The sequence below is a fragment of the Pseudomonas sp. AN-B15 genome, from assembly GCF_019056475.1.
In the GTDB taxonomy this organism is placed as follows: Bacteria; Pseudomonadota; Gammaproteobacteria; order Pseudomonadales; family Pseudomonadaceae; genus Aquipseudomonas; species Aquipseudomonas parakoreensis.
In genome coordinates, this window is the sequence record NZ_CP049737.1 from 4,488,769 (window position 1) to 4,508,285 (window position 19,517).

The following is a 19,517-nucleotide window of genomic DNA, read 5'->3' on the forward strand; positions in this document are numbered from 1 at the left end:
AGCCCCGGTTTTCCGGGCCTTGAAAGCAAAAGATCGCAGCCTTCGGCAGCTCCAACAGGGAATACATTTCCCATGTAGGAGCTGCCGAAGGCTGCGATCTTTTCGCTTCTGCTGTTTAAGCGATATCGCGCAACTCCCGCCGCAAAATCTTCCCGACTGGCGTCATCGGCAACGACTCACGCAGCACGATGTGTTTCGGCACCTTGTAGGCCGTGAAATTCTCTTTGCAGTACGCCTTGAGCTCTTCGAGGCTGACCCCGGTTTCCCGCGCCACCACAAACAGCTTCACCGCCTCGCCCGAACGCTCGTCCGGCACACCGATCACCGCGCAGTTGGCGACTTTCGGGTGAGCCATCACCACGTCCTCGATCTCGTTGGGGTACACGTTGAAACCCGAGACGATGATCATGTCCTTCTTGCGGTCGACGATGCGCACGAAGCCGTCCGGGTCGATCACCGCAATATCACCGGACTTGAACCAGCCCTCGGCGTCCAGCACTTCGGCGGTGGCCTCGGGTTTATGCCAGTAGCCTTTCATGATCTGCGGGCCTTTGATACACAGCTCGCCGCGCTCGCCCATCGGCTGCTCGACGCCCTCGTCATCAATGACTTTCAGCAGCGTACCCGGCACCGGCAGGCCGACCGTGCCCAGGCGCGACTTTTCGCCATACGGGTTGGTGCAGGCCACCGGCGAGGTTTCGGTCAGACCGTAACCTTCGGTGATGCGGCAACCGGTGATCTGCTCCCAGCGCTCGGCGGTGGCCTTGACCAGCGCAGTACCGCCTGAGTTGGTCAGCTTGAGACTGGAGAAATCCAGGGTCTTGAAGTCCGGGTGATCCATCAGCGCGACGAACAACGTGTTCAGCCCGAGCAGCGCCGAGAAGCGCCAGTTCTTCAGTTCCTTGATGAAGCCTGCGATGTCTCGCGGATTGGTGATCAGCACGTTGTGGTTGCCGGAAACCATCATGCACATGCAGTTCGCGGTGAAAGCATAGATGTGATAGAGCGGCAGCGGCGCCACCATCACCTCCTGACCTTCGCGCAGCAGTGGCTGACCGTCAGGCCCCAACTGGGCGAGACAGGCACGCACTTGTTGCATGTTCGCCACGAGGTTGCCGTGGGTCAGCATCGCGCCCTTGGCCAGCCCGGTGGTGCCACCGGTGTATTGCAACACGGCGATGTCGTCGAGGCTGACTTTCAGCGGTTTGATCCCCAGACCACGGCCCAGGCGCAGCGCACTCTTGAACGAGATGGCCTGCGGCAGCGAATAGTCCGGGACCATTTTCTTCACTTTGCTGACCACGGTGTTGATCAGCCAGCCCTTGGCGGTGGGCATCAGATCGCCCATTTTCGCTTCGATCAGGTATTGCAGGTCGGTGTCCGGCAGCACTTCCTGGACCTTCTGCCCGAACATGTTCAGGTACACCAGCGCCCGGGCACCGGAGTCCTTGAACTGGTGGCGCATCTCGCGCGCGGTGTACAGCGGGTTGGTGTTGACCACAATCAGCCCGGCGCGCAAGGCGCCGAACACGGCAATCGGATATTGCAGCACATTGGGCATCTGCACCGCGATGCGATCCCCCGGCGCCAGATCGGTGTGGGCCTGCAGGTAACCGGCGAACGCCGCGCTGTAGCGCTCGAGTTCCGCGTAGGTCAGGGTCACGCCCATATTGCTGAAGGCCGGACGGTCCGCGAATTTTTTGCAGGAACGCTCAAACACCTCGATCACCGACTTGAACTCGCCCATGTCGATGTCCAGGGGTACGCCGGCGGGGCGTTTGTCATTCCAGAAATCAGGTTGCATTGTTCTTGTCCTCTTTACCTGAATCGATCCGGGAGCCGCTTTTCTGTGGTTTCGCGCTTATCCCTGAGGGCACAAAGCAAAAAGCGGAGCTTCACGGACACTAGCAGTTATGGCCATTGAGGCAAATAAGGGCAATGGCGACATTGATCGTATGAATCTTCCTGCCGTGGCGTGAGCTGATCGGACGCGCTATACAATGCAACGACTGCGGGCCGTAACCGCTCGATCAAAAAGGAATTGCCATGATCCACCGTGCCTTCTGGCTGGACGCGAGTGACCGCAGCCGCCTGTTCGTCAACCAGTGGCTGCCCGCCGCGCCATTGAAAGCAGTCATTCTGCTGGCCCACGGCATGGCCGAACACAGCGCTCGCTACGAAAGGCTGGCGAATGCGTTCTGCGAACAAGGCTACGGTGTGTACGCCCCGGATTTGCGCGGGCATGGCAAAACCGCCGAACACGGGACGCTCGGGCATTTCGCTGATGACGACGGCTGGTGCAAGGTGATCGGCGATCTGGCCAGCCTCAATCAGCACATCGGCCAGCAGCATCCCGAGGTACCGATCATCCTGCTCGGGCACAGCATGGGCAGCTACCTCGCTCAGGGTTACCTGCTGCATCACAGCGCCAGCCTGCACGGGGCGATTCTCAGCGGTTCGAACTTTCAGCCTGTCGCGCTTTACGGCGCGGCGCGGCAGATCGCCCGTTTCGAAAAACTGCGTCAGGGCGGCAAGGGCCGCAGTGCGTTGATCGAGTGGTTGTCGTTCGGCTCGTTCAACAAAAAATTCAAACCGGCGCGTACCCCGTTTGACTGGCTGAGCCGCGACCCGGTCGAGGTCGATCTGTATGCCAACGACCCATTGTGCGGCTTCCGCTGCACCAACCAATTGTGGATCGACTTGCTCGGCGGCTTGCAGCAGATCAGCAAAGCGTCCAATCTCGCGCAGATCGACCCGGGCCTGCCGCTGCTGGTGATCGGCGGTGAATGTGATCCGGTGAGCGAAGGCAAGCGTCTGACAGATCTGGCCGCAGCGTTGCGCTCGGCCGGCAGCCAGAACCTGCAACTGAAGATCTACCCGCAGGCGCGGCACGAATTGTTCAATGAAACCAATCGCGACGAAGTGATCGCCGATGTGCTGACCTGGATCGACCAGGCGCTGAGCCATCGCCGCCCCCATCGCAGCGAATAATTTTTTGTGGATTCACTTTAATCCGTCACAGGAATCAAGACCGATGACCCAGGTTACCAACATCCCTTACGAAGCCCTCGAAGTCGGCCAGACCGCCAGCTACAGCAAGACGGTGGAAGAACGTGATATTCAGCTGTTCGCCGCGATGTCCGGCGACCACAACCCGGTGCACCTGGACGCCGAGTTCGCCGCTGCCAGCATGTTCAAGGAACGCATCGCCCACGGCATGTTCAGCGGTGCGTTGATCAGCGCGGCCGTGGCGTGCGAGCTGCCTGGGCCGGGCACCATCTACATCGGTCAGCAGATGAGCTTTCAGAAACCGGTGAAGATTGGCGATACCCTGACCGTGCGTCTGGAAATTCTCGAGAAGTTGCCGAAGTTTCGCGTGCGCATCGCCACTCGCGTGTTCAATCAGCGCGATGAGCTGGTGGTGGATGGCGAGGCCGAGATTCTCGCGCCGCGCAAGCAACAGACCGTGACCCTGCCGACGTTGCCGGCGATCAGCATCGGCTGATGGAAAAGATCGCAGCCTTCGGCAGCTCCTGCCCTGGAATGCGATCCCCTGTAGGAGCTGCCGCAGGCTGCGATCCTTGGCTTTTCCTCACGCAAAAAAAACGCCAGACTAGCTGGCGTTTTTTATAACCTGCAAACGCTTACGAACGCGCGCGAGCTTGGTTACGCAGGGCTTTCACCTGGTCGTGATTGCGTTGCACGCCGTGGTACTGACGCTCAACCAGGTCACGGATGCCGACCAGGTTGTGCTTGTTGATTTTCTCGATGGCTTCACGATAAGCCTTCAGTGCATGGTCTTCACCGCGCTCGGCTTCGTTCAGTACAGCCTCTTCGTCCTTGCCGGTGAACATGGCTTTGACGTCGACCCAGCGACGGTGCAGGTCACCGCTGACGCTGGTAGAGGTTTCCGGATCACCGCCCATCGAGCGCACGGTAGCCTGCAGTTCGGCAGCGGCAGTAGCGCAATCGGCAGAACGCTTGGCGAACAGCGCTTTGAGTTCTGGATGCTTGATGTCTTCGGCGCAAGTCTTGAACCCTTCCTGACCGTCCTTGCTGGTTTCGATCAGGTCGTTGAGTACAGAGATGGCTTCTTTGTTCATGTCAGTCATTTTTCAATTCCTTGCGGTTGGTTGAAGATGCAAGGGTTATTGCAGTGTGCGTGCCAGCTTTCTGATAAAAAATAAATCCTTGTTTTTCAACAAGTTAAAGATATTTGAACTATCTGTATCACGGTTATTTGCATGATCTGTCATTTGGCCTGCATGCAGAATGCCTGTATTTTCCAGCGTGTTCCGAAGCCAGATGATTGCCCCTGATGAATCCTGAAAAACTCGAACTGCTGATCACCCGTGAAATGCCCTTTGGCAAGTACAAGGGCCGGATCATTGCCGACCTGCCGGGCCCTTATTTGAACTGGTTCGCTCGCGAAGGCTTCCCTCACGGCGAGCTCGGCGGACTGTTGGCGCTGATGCAGGAAATCGACCATAACGGTCTGTCGGAGCTGCTTGAACCGCTACGCGCCAAACACGGCAAACCCGCCCCGCGCCACTGAAGCGCCCTCCCCCTGAGCCGAGTCGACCATGCCTGACAACACCCGCCGCGCCCGTGACGAAGCATTCTGGCAAACCTTCGCCGATCGCTACGAAGCACAAACCGGCCCGCTGAACCTGGAAAACGGCTACTTCGGACGCATGTCGCGCACGGTGATCGAGGACTACCAGCGCAACATCGAGCTGATCAACACCCGCAACTCGGTGTATGTGCGCCAGCGTTTCGAACAGCACGACAGCCTCGACATCCGCGCGCAACTGGCCGAGACGATCGGCGTGCGCGCGCAGAGCATCGCCTTCACCCGCAACGCCAGCGATGCACTGCAGTCGCTGATCCGCAATTACAATCGCCTGCAGCCGGGCGATCAGGTGCTGATCTGCGACCTGGAATACGACACGGTCAAAGGCGCCATGCGCTGGCTGGCGCGCCATCGCGGTGTGGAGGTGATCGAGATCAGCCACACCCATCCGGCCACTTTCGACAGCCTGCTGGATACCTATCGCGAAGCCTTCGTCCGCTATCCAAAACTCAAGCTGATGGCCCTGACCCACGTGACTCATCGCACGGGGCTGGTGATGCCGGTGCAGGCCATCGCTGCGCTGGCGAAACAACATGACGTAGACATTATCCTCGACGGCGCCCACGCCCTTGGCCAGATAGAGTTCAACCTTGAAGCCTTGGGCATCTCGTTCGCTGGCTTCAATCTGCACAAATGGATTGGCGCACCGTTGACTCTGGGTTTTCTGTACATCGCTCCGCAGCGCCTTGCCGACATTGATCCGGACATGGGCGAAATGCATTTTCCAGCCAGCGACATCCGCGCGCGCACGCCGTACAGCACACCGAACATTCCGGCGTTGATGTCCCTGCCGCTGGCGCTCGAGGAGCATCGTTCGCTCGGCGGCGCAGCAGCCAAGGGCGCGCGACTGAATTACCTGCGCAACCTGTGGGTCAGCGCCGTGCGCCACTTGCCGGGGATCGAAGTGATGACCCCGGACGATCCGCGCTTGTATTGCGGGATCACCTCGATGCGTTTCACTCGTCACGCCGATCAACAGGCAATGGTCGAGCGTCTGCTCGATGAGTACAACTTGTTCACCGTGGTGCGTAACGGTGCAGCGAGCGGGCCGAGCATCCGTATCACTCCGGGATTGACCACCACGGCGGCTGACATGCAGTTGCTGACCCGTGCACTCAACGAGCTGCGCTGATCCGTTCACACGGTGTACTTGTCGAAGTCCTCGGGCTTGATCTGCGACGAGGCGGCAAAGGTGTCGATGCCAATGGTCAGCTGGCCGAAGAAACCGTCCTCGTGAGAGTCGCGGCCGATCGGCCACACCGTCAAGGTTGAGCCCTCGCCGCCCATGTTGGCGTAGTAGCTGTCCTCGGCGTTGTTCAACGGTGCAGAGGCCCGCCCGCGATAGTCCCGGGCATTGAGCACGGCGCGTGACACCACCTCGGGAAAATACAGCTGACCGACCCAGGCCACGTTGCGCTCATCCAGATATTCACGGCCGGTAACCATGCGCACGGCCACATGAATGTGCAGCGCCCGACCGGCGTAGAAACCCGGATAGATGGTGGTGAAGCGCGCCCGCCCCTGCTGATCACAGAACTGGCTGCCGCGCAGGTAGGTGTCATCGTCGGTACGCGGGATCGAGCCGATGGCATCGGTGTCGACCTCCCGATCCGGATTGATCCGGCTCCACCCCGAATAGGCGCCCCGCGCATTGCAGTGCCAGATATCCACCAGCGCGCCGCTCACCGGCTCGCCGGTCATCGCGTCGACGATCGTCAGGCGCAGCAGCAGTGGCAGGCCCTCGGCGCCCTCGCTGATATTGCGTCGCAGTAATTTGGGATTGCGGAAATACGGCCCGGCGATTTGCTCGGGCGCCAGTTGATACACCGGTTGGGGTGTTGCGGCTGAAATGTCTCGTTCCATGACGCGTTCTCTCTTCCATAAGATGAACGCAGATTAACGGCGCGCGCCGCTCTCGGTGCGGTAACTATGTATCGCAGCGTAACGGTGATACCGCACGCCTCACTGTAGGAGCTGCCGCAGGCTGCGATCTTTTGATGTTGTTTTTTAAATCAAGATCAAAAGATCGCAGCCTGCGGCAGCTCCTACAGGGGTTGGATTTTCTTCGGGCAAAAAAAACGGTGCACCGACCAAGCGCACCGTAAAGCCGTAGAACACACAACGAAGTGTCAGGTAAAACGTTTAGTTCAGCAGTGCCAGGGCCTCGGCGGTGCATTCCTGAATGCGCGCCCAGTCGCCGTTCTTGATCCACTCCGGATCGAGCATCCAGCTGCCGCCCACGCACATGACGTTTTTCAGTGCCATGTAGCTCTTGATATTGGCCGGGCCGACACCACCGGTCGGGCAGAATTTCACTTCGCCGAACGGGCCGCCGAGGGCCTTGATCGCCGCCACGCCACCGCTGACTTCCGCCGGGAACAGCTTGAAGCGGCGATAGCCCAGGCCATAGCCTTCCATGATGCCGGAGGCGTTGCTGATGCCTGGCAGCAGCGGAATCGGGCTGTCGACGCTGGCTTCGAGCAGGTCACGGGTGATACCCGGGGTGACGATGAACTGCGAACCCGCCGCTTCAGCCGCCGCAAGCATGTTGCGGTCGAGCACGGTGCCGGCACCGGTCACCAGTTCCGGACGCTGCTCACGCAGGATCTGGATCGCCTTGAGACCGAACTGCGAACGCAGGGTCACTTCCAGCGCCGTCAGACCACCCGCGGCCAGGGCGTCGGCCAGCGGCAGCACATCCTGTTCACGGGCAATGGTGATCACCGGCAGGATCCGCGCTTTGGCGCAGAGGCTGTCGATCAGGGCAACTTTGTCCGCCATGGAAACGGTCGGGGATGGGGTTGTCATAGCGGCTGTTCCTTGGCTCATGGGCACCAGTAGATCTCTAACGTAGGTTGCAGAAACGCGCGCACCGGCATGGCCGCGACGTCGTCGGATGCCAGTGCGGCATTCAGTGTGGTCAGTTTCGATTGACCGGAAATCGACAGAATCTTGTGCTTCGCCGAAGCCAGCAGTGCGCGGCTCATGGTCAGGCGTTGACGCGGTACGCTCGGCGCCAGCATCGGCCAGCAGCGACGGCTGCCGTCAACCTGCAAGGCTTCATTCAGGTTCGGGCTGTCGGGGAACAGCGACGCGGTGTGACCGTCATCGCCCATGCCCAGCACCAGCACGTCAATCGGCGGCAATTCGGCAAGCAAACGGTCGGCCTGCTCCGCAGCCTGCTCGACGTTCGCCGCCGCGCTGTAAAGGCTGAGGAACTGCGCCTTGGCGGCCGGCCCCTTGAGCAGGTACTGCTTGAGCAGACCGGCGTTGCTGTCGGCGTGTTCGACCGGTACCCAGCGCTCGTCGGCGAGGGTCACGACGACCTTCGACCAGTCCAGCTCCTGCTTGGCCAGGTGCTGGAAAAACGCCACCGGGCTGCGACCGCCAGAAACCACCAGCACCGCGTTGCCGCGTGCCGAAATGGCATCGCTCAGTTGCTTGGCAACATTCAGCGCCAGACCTTCGGCCAACAGCACCGGACTCTTGAACTGGTGAGCGTGGACGCCCGCAGGCAGTTTTACATCAGATATCGCCATACCACGACCTCCCGTCCCGCGTGATCAGTGCAATCGAGCTCATCGGCCCCCACGACCCGGCCGCATACGGCTTGGGCGCGTCACCGGATTTTTTCCAGCCGGCGATCAACTGGTCACACCACTTCCACGCGGCTTCGATTTCATCTTTACGGACAAACAGGTTCTGATTGCCGTTCATCACTTCCAGCAACAACCGCTCGTAGGCGTCGGGGATCCGCGCACTGCGCCAGGTGTCGGAGAAATTCAGTTGCAGCGGGCCGCTGCGCAGTTGCATGCCCTTGTCCAGGCCCTGCTCCTTGGTCATCACACGCAAGGAAATGCCTTCGTCCGGTTGCAGACGGATGATCAGTTTGTTGCTGATTTGCAGGCGCTGTTCCGGCGCAAAGATGTAGTGCGACGGTTCCTTGAAGTGGATGACGATCTGCGACAGCTTCTGCGGCATGCGCTTGCCGGTCCGCAGGTAGAACGGCACGCCGGCCCAGCGCCAGTTGCGGATGTCGGCACGCAGGGCGACGAAGGTTTCGGTGTCGCTCTGGGTATTGGAATTCGGTTCTTCGAGGTAGCCCGGCACGGACTTGCCTTCGCTGTGCCCGGCGATGTACTGACCGCGCACCACTTGCGTGGTCAGGCCTTCCGGGCTGATTGGCGCCAGGGCCTTGAGTACCTTTACCTTTTCGTCACGGATGCTGTCGGCGGACAGGTCGGCCGGCGGGTCCATGGCGATCAGGCACAGCAGCTGCAACAGGTGATTCTGGATCATGTCGCGCAGCTGGCCGGCCTTGTCGAAGTAGCCCCAGCGGCCTTCGATGCCGACCTTCTCGGCCACGGTGATTTCCACGTGGGAGATGTAATTCTGGTTCCACTGGGTTTCGAACAGGCTGTTGGCGAAACGCAGGGCGATCAGGTTCTGGACGGTCTCTTTGCCCAGGTAGTGGTCGATGCGATAGGTGCGGTTCTCCGGGAAGAACTGCGCCACGGCGTCGTTCACCTTGCGCGAGGATTCCAGATCGGAGCCGATCGGCTTTTCCAGGACCACGCGGGTGTTTTCTGCCAGACCGACTTTCGCCAGGTTCTCGCAGATCGCGCCGTACACCGCTGCCGGTGTGGCGAAGTAGGCAATCATGCGTTGCGCGCTGCCGGCCGCTTCGGCCAGCGCCACATAGTCTTCAGCCTTGAGGAAGTCGACGTGCAGATAGCTCAGGCGCGCGAGAAAGCGCTCGGCCACTGCCTCGTCCAGCTCTTTGCCGACGTAACGGCGCAATTCGGCGGCGATAAACGCCAGGTGCTGCTGCTCGGAGCCGGGTTCACGGGCCAGCGCGATAATGCGCGTGTTCTCGTGCAACAGGTCGGCGCCATCGAGGTGATAAAGGGCAGGAAACAGCTTGCGCAGGGCCAGATCGCCCAGAGCGCCGAACAAGGCAAAGGTGCACGGTTCAACCGTAATCGAAGGCATGATGTTTGTTCTTTTATCAAGTTAAGCTACAAATACCTTTTTTCAAGGCATCACTCAAGGGAAAATGTAGTAATAACCACAACATTTTCGCAAAATACAGATTCCGAGTGGTGGTCGGTCGGAGCCATCAGTAGGATAGGCCACCGTCACGGGCCACATCAAAGGCCCAATTTGCATAGCCCGGCGCACCTTTGCGCAGGTGAATTAGGAATTCCATATGGACCGCGTGCGAAATTTACTGGAACAGATCCAGAGTCGCCTTGAAGAGCTGAACAAGGCCGAACGCAAAGTCGCCGAGGTGATCCTGCTCAACCCGCAGCAGGCCACCCGCTTCAGCATCGCCGCCCTCGCCCAGGCCGCGTCGGTGAGCGAGCCGACGGTCAACCGTTTCTGCCGTTCGTTCGGTGTCAGCGGCTACCCTGAACTCAAGCTGCAACTGGCGCAGAGCCTGGCCAGTGGCGCGGCGTATGTCAGCCGCGCGGTGGAGGCCGATGACAATCCCGAGGCGTACACGCAAAAGATTTTCGGCAGCGCCATTGCCTCGCTGGACAGCGCTTGCCAGGCGCTCGATCCGAACCTGATCAGCCGCGCCGTCGACCTGTTGATCCAGGCGCGGCAAATCCACTTTTTCGGCCTCGGTGCGTCAGCGCCTGTGGCTTTGGATGCGCAGCACAAATTCTTCCGCTTCAACCTCGCCGTCACCGCTCATGCGGATGTGCTGATGCAGCGGATGATTGCGTCGGTGGCGCACACTGGCGAGCTGTTCGTGATCATTTCTTACACCGGGCGCACCCGCGAACTGGTGGAAGTGGCGCGCATCGCCCGGGAGAACGGCGCTTCGGTGTTAGGCCTGACCGCGGAGAATTCGCCGCTGGCCAAAGCCAGTACCCTGAGCCTGAATATTCCGCTGCCGGAAGACACTGACATCTATATGCCGATGACCTCGCGGATCATTCAGTTGACAGTGCTGGATGTGTTGGCGACCGGCATGACCCTGCGTCGCGGGGTGGATTTCCAGCCGCATCTGCGCAAGATCAAGGAGAGCTTGAATGCCAGCCGGTATCCGGTGGGTGACGAGTTCAACTGAGGCCTGATAACTCTTTATTGAATGATCCGGCCTCATCGCTGGCAAGCCAGCTCCCACAGTGTCCGGGTCGTCCACAAAATCCATGACCGCCACTGAGTCTGTGGGAGCTGGCTTGCCAGCGATGGGGCCAGCAGCCACCGTACAAACTCAGGCAGCAGCCCACGCCTGCAAGCTCAGATGCGCCTTCTCCCCCGGCGCCAGATGCAGGCTGTCGGTACCGCCCGCCGCCGCTTCAACACAGACAAACTCCGTTACTTCATCCCAGCTCACACCCAGCAATGGTCGCGAGCCAGGATGCCAGACCACGGTGTCGCCGCTGTCACCGGTATCGATGCACAATTCGCGCTGCCAGGCGTGATCCTTGAGCTGCAATTCGCCGTCGTGCTGGAACACCCGCTGACAACCGCCCTCCACGCGCAATTCGCCTTCCTGCTGGCAGGACTGGCGCCTCAACTGGTCATAACCCTGCGCACCTTCGAGGCCAGACAGCGCTATCTCACCCACGTCGCCAATACGCCAGTAAGCATGCAAAGCCTGGCTCAACTGGCACGGCATGTCGTCCTGATGCTCGGTGCTCAGGCGTAATTCCATGCGTTCACCCAGATGCGCATGCAGGTCGACCTGCCAATCGCACAACTGCAATTGCCAATGCAGGCGCACGCCATCCTCAGCGCTACTGCTGTCGAGCAATTTCCAGTCGAGCAGTCGCGCCCAACCGTGAGAGGGCCAGGCGTTTTCGCTCGGATGGCGGCCATACCACGGCCAGCACACCGGCACACCACCGCGAATGGCGCCCACGTGCGGCCACTTCGCCGCGCACCACAACCAAGGTTTCTGCCCGCGCGGCTGAAAGTGCAGCAACTGCGCGCCCTGCCGACTGAACACCGCCTGACACAGCGGATGGTCGATCACCAGCACATCGCGCATCTGATAGCGCTCCCAGGCAAACACCGGTCGTTCGCGCAGGGATTTGAAGAAGCGTTGCAGCGGATGCTCATGCATTGGCCACGGTCCTGAAAATCATGGGGGTACTCAATTACCTTTGTGCCCAGTGAGAGTGAACACTGTGGCGAGGGGATTTATCCCCGATGGGGCGCGGAGCGGCCCTGAACCAATTGCATACGGTATGTCAGGGTGAAAACGGTTGCAGTTCTGGGGTCGCTTCGCAACCCATCGGGGATAAATCCCCTCGCCACAGGTATATCATCGGACGTCTATCGCAAAAAAAAGCGGACAGCCTGGGCTGTCCGCAAATATGCGCACATGGAGAGGAGCTTATCGCAGACGCGTCAGAACGTAGACTGAATTTTCAGGCCAGCGACCAAAGCGTTGTCCACGGCATCAACACCGCCCGGGTGAGTGATGTACTGCAGGTTAGGACGCACGGTCAGCCAGTTGGTGACGTGGAAGCCGTAGTTGATCTCGTAGTTGTATTCGGTTTCACGAATCGGCGAGAACACCGGATTGTCGTAATCCGAGACACCGTTGGAGGCATTCAGCAGTTCGGCGTTTTTCTTCACGTCATCGTTGACGTGGATACGCGCCGCGCCAATGCCGACGTCATCCTTCGGACGGGCGTCGAACGGGCCTTTGTAGACAAACATCACCGACTGGTAGTTATCGATGAAGTTGGTGTCCTTGTCGTGGAACGTGGCGTTTGCAGCGATGTTCAGACCGCGGCTGGCATCACCGTTGTGGCTGGTGAGTTGTTGCTGCGCGACGAACCAGTAACCGTGTTTGCTGCTGTGGGTTTTGTACGCGTCACCAGTGGTTGCCGCGTCGAAACCGTTGACGTCTTCGCGGACGTCGCTGGCATCAGCGGTGCTCTTGTAGTAACCGACGCGGTATTCGCCCGGCAGGCTGTTGACCTTCGGCGACCAGACCAGTTCGACTGGCAGAACAGTCCCTTTGGTGCCGCTGCCGCTGAGCTTGAAGCCGTTGCCGTGTTCCAGCTGCGACGGGTTCTGGTTGTACGCACCGATCTGCGCGTAGAGCTCGTCGTTGATGTTGTACTTCACCCGGATCGCGGCCTGGCTGACTGGCCAGTTGTACCAGATGTTGGTCGCCCAGTTACCCACTTGCGAGCCGCAGAACGCCAGGTTCTGGAAGTCGCACGGGAAGGTGTTGAAGTCTTCGCCCTCACCGAAGTAACCGGCCTTGACGTCGAGCTTGTTGTCGAAGAACTGGTGCTGAATCCACAACTGGGTCAGACGCACCATGTGGCCACGGCCGTAGACTTCCTGAGAATACGACAGAGTGCCGGCACGCGGATCGCCAACACGATCGTTGGAGATGTTCTGACCGTTACGATTGGTCAACTGGATCTTGGCCTGAGTGTTGTCCCAGCCCCAGAGTTTTTGCAGGTCCAGCGCCACGCCCAGACCGAACTGATCGCTGTAGCGACCGGTCTTGTCGTCGTTGTAGCCGCCATGCAGGTTGGCGCCCATTTCCCCAACGTAGTCAGCCTTGATGTCGATACCCTGCTCGATCAGCTTGGTCCGCTCGCCACCCCAGTCGCCCGTCATCCATTTCGAATCGGAGCTGAACGCATCCGCAGCCATTGCATTGCCGGCCAGCACCAATGCCGCCGCGGCTGACACTTGGCAGATCAACCGGGCATTGACGTGTTTCTTTTTCATCCCTACATCCTCGTCTTTATTGTTATTAACTGTTTTTTTCCAACGCGGTTTACATAAATTGCACTGGATTACAGGCAATCCAGCGCGTGCTCCTGATTGGAATCCGATCCCTGTGGGAGCTGGCTTGCCAGCGATGGCGGTGATTCAGGCGACATCCATGCTGGATGTGCCGGCCCCTTCGCTGGCAAGCCAGCTCCCACATGAACCTTATTCCTGCACGGATCTTTTACCGGCCTTTGAATTGCGCGACGTTCGCCGACCGCGCCTCGGTCTGCGCCTGGCCCGCAACGCCCAGACGCTCGCCAGTCTTGGCATCGAACAACAACACTTTCGACGGATCGAATTGCAGGGTCAGGGTTTCGCCCACCTGCGGCGCCACGTCCGGTGCCAGGCGGCAGCAGACCTTGGTTTCGTTCAGGTTGACGAACACCAGGGTGTCCGGACCGGTCGGCTCGGTAACCTGTACTTCGGCCTTGATGCTCGGCAGGCCATTGCCCTCGCCGTTCGCCAGGACAATCTGTTCCGGGCGCAGGCCGAGGATCACTTCGCGATCTTCAAGCCCTGCGTCCTGCATGCTCATTGGCAGTTCGCAACGGGCCTGGCCGCTGTCGAGCAACGCCAGCAGGCGACCGTCCTTGCGTTGCAGACGCAGCGGGATGAAGTTCATCGGCGGCGAACCGATGAAGCTCGCCACAAACAGGTTGGCCGGGTCGTTGTAGATCTCTTTCGGCGTGCCGAACTGCTGAATGATCCCGTCCTTCATCACCGCAACCTTGTCGCCCAGGGTCATCGCTTCGATCTGGTCGTGGGTCACGTAAACGGTGGTGGTTTTCAGGCGCTGGTGCATCAGTTTCATTTCGGTGCGCATCTCGACGCGCAGCTTGGCGTCGAGGTTCGACAGCGGTTCATCGAACAAATAGATCTTCGGCCGACGCGCCAACGCACGGCCCATTGCCACGCGCTGTTGCTGGCCACCGGAGAGCTGGCCCGGCTTGCGGTTGAGCAGGTGTTCGATCTGCAGCAGCTTGGCCACGCGGGCGACTTCTTCATCGATCGCCGACTGGCTCATCTTGCGAATTTTCAGACCGAACTCGATGTTCTCGCGCACGCTCATGGTCGGGTACAGCGCGTAGGACTGGAACACCATGGCGATGTCACGATCCTTCGGGCTCATGCCGCTGACGTCCTGGTCGCCGATCATGATCGCGCCACCGGTGATGGTCTCCAGGCCGGCGATGCAGTTCATCAGGGTCGACTTGCCGCAGCCCGACGGGCCGACCAGGATCAGGAACTCACCGTCCTTGATCGACAGTTCGATGTTCTTCAGGGTATCCGGCAGGCCGGCACCGTAGGTCTTGTTGACGTTGCGAAGTTCGAGCGTTGCCATGATTACCCCTTGACTGCGCCGGCCGTCAGCCCGCGCACGAAATACTTGCCTGCGACCACATAGACCAGCAGGGTCGGCAGCCCGGCGATCATCGCCGCTGCCATATCAACGTTGTATTCCTTGGCCCCGGTGCTGGTGTTGACCAGGTTGTTCAGCGCCACCGTGATCGGTTGCGAATCACCGCTGGAGAACACCACACCGAACAGGAAGTCGTTCCAGATCTGGGTGAACTGCCAGATCAGGCAGACCATGATGATCGGGGTCGACATCGGCAGAATGATCTGCCGGAAAATCGTGAAGAACCCCGCGCCATCCAGCCGTGCTGCCTTGATCAGCGCATCGGGAATGCTCACGTAGTAGTTGCGGAAGAACAGCGTGGTGAACGCCAGACCATAGACCACGTGCACGAAGACCAGGCCGGTGGTGGTACTCGCCAGGCCCATCTTGCCGAGGGTGAACGAGGCCGGCAGCAGCACGGTCTGGAACGGCAGGAAGCAACCGAACAGCAGCAGACCGAAGAACAGCTGCGAACCACGGAAGCGCCAGAACGACAGCACGTAACCGTTCAACGCGCCGATGGCGGTGGAGATGACCACGGCCGGCACGGTGATCTTGATCGAGTTCCAGAAGTAACCGTCAACCGTGGCCCAGGCCTTGACCCAGCCGATGCCGCTGACCACGGTCGGCCAGCTCAGCAGGTTGCCGGTGCTGATGTCTTCCGGGGTCTTGAAGCTGGTCAGCAGCATCACCACCAGCGGGACCAGGTACAGCAATACCGCGAGGATCAGCACCGCGTAGATCGCCACACGACTGAGGCTGAACGCGGGTTTGGCAGCGAGACTAGTCATGACGCTTGGTCCTCAGCTCGGAGTACAGGTAAGGCACGATGATCGCGAGAATCGCACCGAGCATCAGAATCGCACTGGCCGAGCCCATGCCCATCTGGCCGCGACTGAAGGTGAAGGAGTACATGAACATTGCCGGCAGGTCGGAGGAATACCCCGGGCCACCCGCCGTCATCGCCGCGACCAGGTCGAAGCTCTTGATCGCGATGTGGGCGAGGATCATCACCGCACTGAAGAACACCGGACGCAGGCTTGGCAGCACGACTTTCCAGTAGATGGTCGGCATGCTCGCACCGTCGATCTGTGCGGCACGGATGATCGACTGATCAACCCCGCGCAGGCCGGCGAGGAACATTGCCATGATGAAGCCCGAGGCTTGCCACACAGCGGCGATCACCAGGCAGTACACAACGCGATCCGGGTCGATCAGCCAGTCCAGACGGAAGCCTTCCCAGCCCCAGTCACGCAACAATTTGTCCAGGCCCATGCCCGGGTTGAGCAGCCATTTCCACGCAGTACCGGTGACGATCATCGAGAGCGCCATCGGGTACAGGTAAATGGTGCGGATAAAGCCTTCGCGACGGATACGCTGGTCGAGGAACACCGCCAGCAGCACACCGATCACCAGCGTGATGCCGATGAACATGCCACCGAACACCGCGAGGTTCTTGCTCGCCACCCACCAGCGGTCGTTGTCGAACAGCCGGGCGTATTGCGCCAGACCGGCCCACTTGTAGTTGGGCAGGAACGTCGAGGTGGTGAACGACAGCACGAACGTCCACAGGATGTAGCCATAGAAGCCTACCAGCACGATGAACATGCTCGGCGCCAGCACCAGTTTCGGTAGCCAGCGCTGCAGTGCATCGAACGGCGAGGCTTTGCTGAACACAGCAACAGAACTCATGGAGAAATCCAGTACAGGGAATAAAAACTACAGTGAGATCCCTTGTGGGAGCGAGCTCTGTGGCGAGGGGATTTATCCCCGATCGGCTGCGAAGCAGTCGCGAAACCTTTGCACGCGGTCTTTCTGGTACTCCACCGCTGCAACTTTCCGGGGCTGCTACGCAACCCATCGGGGATAAATCCCCTCACCACAAAGCCCGCTCCCACAAAGAAGGGCCTGCGCTACTGACGGTTATTTGGCCGCCTGAACCGCCGCGCCCAGTTTCTTGGCCGCATCAGCCGGGTCGGCTTTCGGGTCGTTGATGTAGTTGGTCACGACATCAAAGAACGCGCCCTGCACCGCCAGCGTGGTCGCCATGTTGTGCGCCATGCTCGGCTGCAGGCCACCGGACTTGGCGTCAGCCAGGAAGTCCTTGGCAGCGGTCTGCGCGCAGGAGTCGAAACCGAGTTTGTCCATGTTGTTCAACATGTCGTTACGTACCGGGATCGAGCCTTTGTTGATGCTGAAGACTTTCTGGAAGTTTTCCCCCAGCACGACTTTGGCGATGTCTTGCTGACCGGCCGCAGTGCCTTTGTCTTTCTGCTTGAACACCGCCAGGGAGTCGATGTTGTAGGTGAACGCCTTGTCGGTGCCCGGGAAGGCTACGCACTCGTAATCCTTGCCGGCGACTTTCTTGGCGGCGGTCCATTCGGACTTGGCCCAGTCACCCATGATCTGCATGCCGGCCTTGCCGTTGATGACCTTGGCCGCTTCCAGGTTCCAGTCCTGCCCCTTGCCGTCGGCGTCCATGTAGGTCGCGACTTTTTTCAGCTCGGTCAGCGCCTTGACCATTTCCGGGCCGGTCAGCGCCTTGTTGTCCAGATCGACCAGGGCTTTCTTGTAACCATCAACGCCCATGACCGAGAGCACCACGGCTTCGAACACGGTGCTGTCCTGCCAAGGCTGACCGCCGTGAGCCAGCGGGATGAAGCCCGCAGCCTTGAGCTTGTCGCCAGCGGCGTAGAACTCTTCGAGGGTGGTCGGGTTCTTGGTGATGCCGGCTTTCTTGAAGACTTCCGGGTTGATCCACAGCCAGTTCACGCGGTGAATGTTCACCGGTACGGCCACGTAATCACCGTCGTACTTCACGGTATCGGAGACTTTCTTGTCGAGCAGGCTGTCCCACTTCTCTTCTTTGGCCACGTCCTTCAGGACGTCGGTGTCGAGCAGACCGGTGGAGGCCCATTCCTGGATATCCGGGCCTTTGATCTGGGCCACGCCCGGCGGGTTGCCGGCCACGGCGCGGCTCTTCAGCACGGTCATGGCCGTGGCACCGCCACCGCCGGCGACAGCGCCGTCTTTCCAGGTGAAACCGTCTTTTTCAACTTGCGCCTTGAGCACATCGACAGCGGCTTTTTCGCCACCGGACGTCCACCAGTGCACGACTTCGACCGAGCCTTTGGATTCGGCAGCGGACACACTGAGAGGCAGAATTGCGAGCGGGAACAGGGAGGCGACAGAAATGACAGTAGCGAGGCGAGAAATCGCATTCATCTGAGATGTACCTTTCTTGTTGTTATGCATGCAAGTCTGGTGCTTGCGCTGCACAGGAGTTTAAACAGGGCGATTCCCTTCGCAGGTAACGAAGGGACGCGCAAATGTCACCACATGGTTACACAGGAACAGCCCGGGATATTTGCGCCAGAGCGGTTGCCATACTCGGTGACAAGGGTAGACGAGGGATCAGTACCGCTTGCCACGCGTGGTAGAGATCGGGTTTGCCCGGCCAGATATCGGCGCTCGGGCGGTTTTGCGGATCGAGTTCGTGGTGCCAGCTGCCGTCACAGCGATCGATGAAATGGCCTTCACAAAATTCCCAGAACAGCCGGTACCAGGTTTCGTATTGCGCATCACCGGTGCGCTTGAGCAAGACGCTGGCCGCCGCGCTGGCTTCGGCATGGGTCCAGTGCAGACGATGTCGCACCACGGCTTTGTTGTCCCAGTCGAGGGTATAGACGATGCCCGGCGCGCCATCGACGTCCCAGCCGTTTCGGCAATTCTGCTCGAAGAGTTTTTGCGCATCGGTCGCCAGCCAGCCCGGCGTGAGCATCCCGGCCTGGACCCGCGCCGCTTCGAGGTGCAGCAACAGTCGCGCCCACTCGAAACCGTGGCCCGGGGTGGTGCCGTAAGGACGGAAGCCGTCAGCGGGGTTGTCGTGGTTGTACTCGCGCAGCGGTTGCCAGTCGCGGTCGAAGTGTTCGATGACCATGTAGCCGTTAGCTGCTGCATGACCGTGGATCACCCGCTCGACGATGCGTTGCGCGCGCACCAGCCAGCGCGGGTCTTCGGTGACATCGGCCAGCGCGAGGAACGCTTCGGTGGCGTGCATGTTGCTGTTGGCGCCGCGATAGGCCTCTTCTTCGCGCCAGTCGCGATTGAAGAATTCGCGCATGGCGCCCTCTTCTTCGCTCCAGAAATACGTGTCGATGATGTCGATCGCATCATCCAGTAGCGCCTGGGCGCCGGGACGCTGCGCGACCACCGCGGAGCTGGCCGCGAGCGCGACAAAGGCATGCAGATAGGCGTTCTTGCCGGTGTTGCCATCGCGATGTTCGGCGACCGCAAACCAGCCGCCGTGCAGCGCATCCCGCAACGGCCCGCGCAGGGCCGCAATGCCGTGATCAACCAGTTCGGCAAACCCCGGCAGGCCCTGAATGTGGGCCATGGCGAAGCTGTGGGTCATGCGCGCGGTGTTCATGGTTTCGGCTTGCGCGTGCGCCGGCAGACGGCCGCGTTCGTCAAGGTTGCCGAAACCTTCAGGCAGCTTTGCAGCCTTGGCGAATGCCAGCAGGCGCAGACCTTCGTCGGCGAGCCATTGCTGGTGGGCAGGGGCATTCAGCCAACTGCTGAAGCCTGGGTGGAAAAGATCCATGGGTGGCCCTTTTTTTGTTGTTATGACTGCGGGCAGTCTAAACAACGGGCCGGGGTGGGCTTGTAACGAAGGGGACGGGGTTTGTCACCAAGCCGTGACATTAGAAAAGCAAAGTCAAA

Annotated in this window: 18 protein-coding genes; 5 read left to right on the top strand and 13 right to left on the bottom strand. The window is 60.1% G+C overall.

Annotated elements, in window-relative coordinates; all coding sequences use genetic code 11:
• Positions 1–115: 115 nt before the first annotated feature.
• Positions 116–1,804 carry a long-chain-fatty-acid--CoA ligase FadD2 gene (gene fadD2 / locus GTQ41_RS20370; protein WP_047295963.1) on the bottom strand — a complete coding sequence of 563 codons (1,689 nt, stop codon included), beginning with the start codon at positions 1,802–1,804 and terminating at the stop codon, positions 116–118.
• A 242-nt stretch (positions 1,805–2,046) separates the two neighbouring features.
• Here fadD2 and GTQ41_RS20375 point away from each other — a divergent pair, with 242 nt between their 5' ends.
• On the top strand, positions 2,047–2,991 hold the full coding sequence (locus GTQ41_RS20375) for an alpha/beta hydrolase (protein ID WP_047295965.1): 945 nt from the start codon (positions 2,047–2,049) through the stop codon (positions 2,989–2,991).
• 43 nt (positions 2,992–3,034) lie between these two features.
• Complete coding sequence (locus GTQ41_RS20380) at positions 3,035–3,505, top strand: MaoC family dehydratase (RefSeq protein WP_003227420.1); 471 nt, start codon at positions 3,035–3,037, stop codon at positions 3,503–3,505.
• 139 nt (positions 3,506–3,644) lie between these two features.
• Here GTQ41_RS20380 and GTQ41_RS20385 read toward each other — a convergent pair whose 3' ends face one another.
• Positions 3,645–4,112: a PA2169 family four-helix-bundle protein gene (locus tag GTQ41_RS20385; RefSeq protein WP_025112834.1), complete on the bottom strand. Its 468-nt coding sequence runs from the start codon at positions 4,110–4,112 to the stop codon at positions 3,645–3,647.
• Between the two features lie 206 nt (positions 4,113–4,318).
• Between GTQ41_RS20385 and GTQ41_RS20390 the strand changes: the two genes are divergently transcribed.
• Complete coding sequence (locus GTQ41_RS20390; protein ID WP_003213031.1) at positions 4,319–4,555, top strand: DUF3820 family protein; 237 nt, start codon at positions 4,319–4,321, stop codon at positions 4,553–4,555.
• A 28-nt stretch (positions 4,556–4,583) separates the two neighbouring features.
• Complete coding sequence (locus tag GTQ41_RS20395) at positions 4,584–5,765, top strand: aminotransferase class V-fold PLP-dependent enzyme (RefSeq protein WP_047295969.1); 1,182 nt, start codon at positions 4,584–4,586, stop codon at positions 5,763–5,765.
• A 5-nt stretch (positions 5,766–5,770) separates the two neighbouring features.
• On the opposite strand, the gene GTQ41_RS20400 is transcribed toward GTQ41_RS20395, so the two are convergent.
• The 4 genes from GTQ41_RS20400 to zwf all read right to left on the bottom strand — a co-directional run bounded on the left by GTQ41_RS20400 (position 5,771) and on the right by zwf (position 9,625).
• Positions 5,771–6,496, bottom strand: coding sequence for an intradiol ring-cleavage dioxygenase (locus GTQ41_RS20400; RefSeq protein ID WP_047295971.1), 726 nt, complete (start codon positions 6,494–6,496; stop codon positions 5,771–5,773).
• A 279-nt stretch (positions 6,497–6,775) separates the two neighbouring features.
• Entirely contained in the window at positions 6,776–7,441 is a 666-nt protein-coding gene (locus GTQ41_RS20405; RefSeq protein WP_047295973.1) for a bifunctional 4-hydroxy-2-oxoglutarate aldolase/2-dehydro-3-deoxy-phosphogluconate aldolase, read from the bottom strand.
• 17 nt (positions 7,442–7,458) lie between these two features.
• Complete coding sequence (pgl, locus tag GTQ41_RS20410; protein WP_047295975.1) at positions 7,459–8,172, bottom strand: 6-phosphogluconolactonase; 714 nt, start codon at positions 8,170–8,172, stop codon at positions 7,459–7,461.
• A complete protein-coding gene (gene zwf / locus GTQ41_RS20415) occupies positions 8,159–9,625 on the bottom strand; it encodes a glucose-6-phosphate dehydrogenase (RefSeq protein ID WP_047295976.1) in 1,467 nt (488 codons plus the stop codon). The genes pgl and zwf overlap by 14 nt, the downstream gene beginning before the upstream one ends.
• A 226-nt stretch (positions 9,626–9,851) precedes the next feature.
• Here zwf and GTQ41_RS20420 point away from each other — a divergent pair, with 226 nt between their 5' ends.
• Positions 9,852–10,712 carry a MurR/RpiR family transcriptional regulator gene (locus GTQ41_RS20420; protein WP_169842436.1) on the top strand — a complete coding sequence of 287 codons (861 nt, stop codon included), beginning with the start codon at positions 9,852–9,854 and terminating at the stop codon, positions 10,710–10,712.
• Between the two features lie 147 nt (positions 10,713–10,859).
• On the opposite strand, the gene GTQ41_RS20425 is transcribed toward GTQ41_RS20420, so the two are convergent.
• The 7 genes from GTQ41_RS20425 to GTQ41_RS20455 form a co-directional block, all read right to left on the bottom strand.
• Complete coding sequence (locus GTQ41_RS20425; RefSeq protein ID WP_047295978.1) at positions 10,860–11,714, bottom strand: D-hexose-6-phosphate mutarotase; 855 nt, start codon at positions 11,712–11,714, stop codon at positions 10,860–10,862.
• Positions 11,715–12,001: 287 nt separating this feature from the next.
• A complete protein-coding gene (locus GTQ41_RS20430) occupies positions 12,002–13,351 on the bottom strand; it encodes a carbohydrate porin (protein WP_217325346.1) in 1,350 nt (449 codons plus the stop codon).
• 226 nt (positions 13,352–13,577) lie between these two features.
• Positions 13,578–14,738, bottom strand: coding sequence for an ABC transporter ATP-binding protein (locus GTQ41_RS20435; protein WP_027612564.1), 1,161 nt, complete (start codon positions 14,736–14,738; stop codon positions 13,578–13,580).
• A gap of 2 nt (positions 14,739–14,740) precedes the next feature.
• On the bottom strand, positions 14,741–15,586 hold the full coding sequence (locus GTQ41_RS20440; protein WP_047295982.1) for a carbohydrate ABC transporter permease: 846 nt from the start codon (positions 15,584–15,586) through the stop codon (positions 14,741–14,743).
• Positions 15,579–16,487, bottom strand: a complete 909-nt coding sequence (locus GTQ41_RS20445; RefSeq protein WP_003227452.1) for a carbohydrate ABC transporter permease — start codon at positions 16,485–16,487, stop codon at positions 15,579–15,581. Before GTQ41_RS20445 ends, GTQ41_RS20440 begins: the two co-directional genes overlap by 8 nt.
• Positions 16,488–16,718: 231 nt before the next feature.
• Positions 16,719–18,020 carry an ABC transporter substrate-binding protein gene (locus GTQ41_RS20450; RefSeq protein WP_047295984.1) on the bottom strand — a complete coding sequence of 434 codons (1,302 nt, stop codon included), beginning with the start codon at positions 18,018–18,020 and terminating at the stop codon, positions 16,719–16,721.
• Positions 18,021–18,138: 118 nt separating this feature from the next.
• Positions 18,139–19,398 (bottom strand): AGE family epimerase/isomerase, encoded by a 1,260-nt coding sequence (locus tag GTQ41_RS20455; RefSeq protein WP_047295986.1) that lies wholly within the window; start codon positions 19,396–19,398, stop codon positions 18,139–18,141.
• Positions 19,399–19,517 lie beyond the last annotated feature (119 nt).